Origin of the sequence: Vibrio sp. 10N.222.48.A3 (assembly GCF_041475345.1) — a bacterium.
GTDB classification, from domain to species: domain Bacteria; phylum Pseudomonadota; class Gammaproteobacteria; order Enterobacterales; family Vibrionaceae; genus Vibrio; species Vibrio tasmaniensis_A.
On sequence record NZ_JBFRVX010001491.1, the window covers coordinates 1 to 1,545 of the forward strand.

At 43.2% G+C, this 1,545-nt stretch carries 2 protein-coding genes; both read left to right on the forward strand.

Annotated elements, in window-relative coordinates:
- The coding region (locus AB4653_RS27320; RefSeq protein ID WP_372105808.1) for a TonB-dependent receptor domain-containing protein at nucleotides 1-405 on the forward strand (405 nt) is incomplete at its 5' end.
- A gap of 90 nt (nucleotides 406-495) precedes the next feature.
- Entirely contained in the window at nucleotides 496-1,449 is a 954-nt protein-coding gene (locus AB4653_RS27325; protein ID WP_032555065.1) for an iron-siderophore ABC transporter substrate-binding protein, read from the forward strand.
- Nucleotides 1,450-1,545: the final 96 nt, after the last annotated feature.

The window sequence follows — 1,545 nt, forward strand, 5'->3', positions numbered from 1 at the left end:
AACTACACATACACCGATATGGAAATTACGGAAGATAGAAATGCGTCAAATATCGGACAAACACCAGTATTTGTACCAGATCATACTGCAAATGTTTGGGCTAACTACTTTGTACGTAGTGGTACAATGAGTGGCCTTAGAGTCGGCGGTGGCGTGCGTTATGTGGGAGAAACTGTTCTAAACGATACGTCAGACAAAAATAAAGGCCAAGTACCATCATATACTTTAGTTGATTTGTCTCTAGGTTATGACTTAGGAGAGGTTAACAGCTCGCTTAAGAACGCAACAGCTAATGTCGTTGCAAATAACATATTCAATGAAGAGTATTACACTTGTTGGAATGAGAGCTATTGCTGGTACGGTCAAGAGCAAACTGTAGAATTTAATGTTAATTACGAATTCTAACTAAGTTAGGGTTATCAATTTAAAGCAGCCATTACTGGGCTGCTTTTGTCGTTTGAATAAATATAGAATTTAGATTGAGTAGGCAACAATATGAATTTACAACGAATCGCTTCCCATGTTTCTAAAATAAAGAGCTTGCATATAAAGCTGGCGGTATCCGTATTAGCGAGCGCTTTATCGTTTAATGCGATGGCCGATTACCAAGTTGAAGACAGCGAGGGCGTTAAAACCCTTGAAGCTCAGCCTGTTAGAGTGGCGGCGCTGAACTGGGACATAGCCGAACAAGTGATTGAACTCGGTGTAACACCAGTAGCAGTACCTGATATTGCTGGTTATACCGACTGGGTTGTTCAGCCTGCCATTCCAGAAGGCGTGGCGGACATTGGCACTCGAACTGAGCCTAATTTTTCTGCTTTGAAGAAGCTAAACCCTGATGTGATTCTTATCGCTTCGCCTCAGAAAGATCTTCAGGATCGACTCTCGGAAATTGCGCCCGTACTTTACTACCAAACGTACAGTGAACAACACAACAATGCAGCGGCTGCTATAGAGAACTTCAAGAAGATAGGTAAATTGCTTGGCAATGAAGAACAAGCGAACAACAAATTGGCAGTGATGGATGAACGTATCGCTGTTCTAAAAGCTGAGTTAGACAAAGCGTATCCGGGTGACAAGCCAAAAGTTACTTCTTTCCGTTTTGCGAGTACCACATCGGTGTTTATCTACGGCGATAATTCGATTCCGCAATATGCGCTTGAACAGTTAGGTTTTGAAAATGCGATGGATCTTCCTGCGAGTCAGTGGGGCATCAGTCAAAAACGAATGACAGAGCTTAAGAACGTAAAGAAGGGCATTGCGCTTTACTTTGAACCTTTTCCATATCAAGAAAAGTTAGACCGATCCCCGGTTTGGAAGAGCATGCCTTTTGTTCGTAACGGTCAATTTAGTCCAGTAGCGGCAAGTTGGAGTTACGGTGGTGCAATGTCGATTTTGTATAACGCAGAAGCTATGGCGCAATCGCTGTTGACGTTAGCGGAGCAGTAATGAAATCCAGTGGTTTGGTGATGGGGGCAGCGCTGTTTTTCGCTTCCCTTGTTCATTTATGGTTAGGGCAATCTGAATTTGGCCCTATCGGTGAGC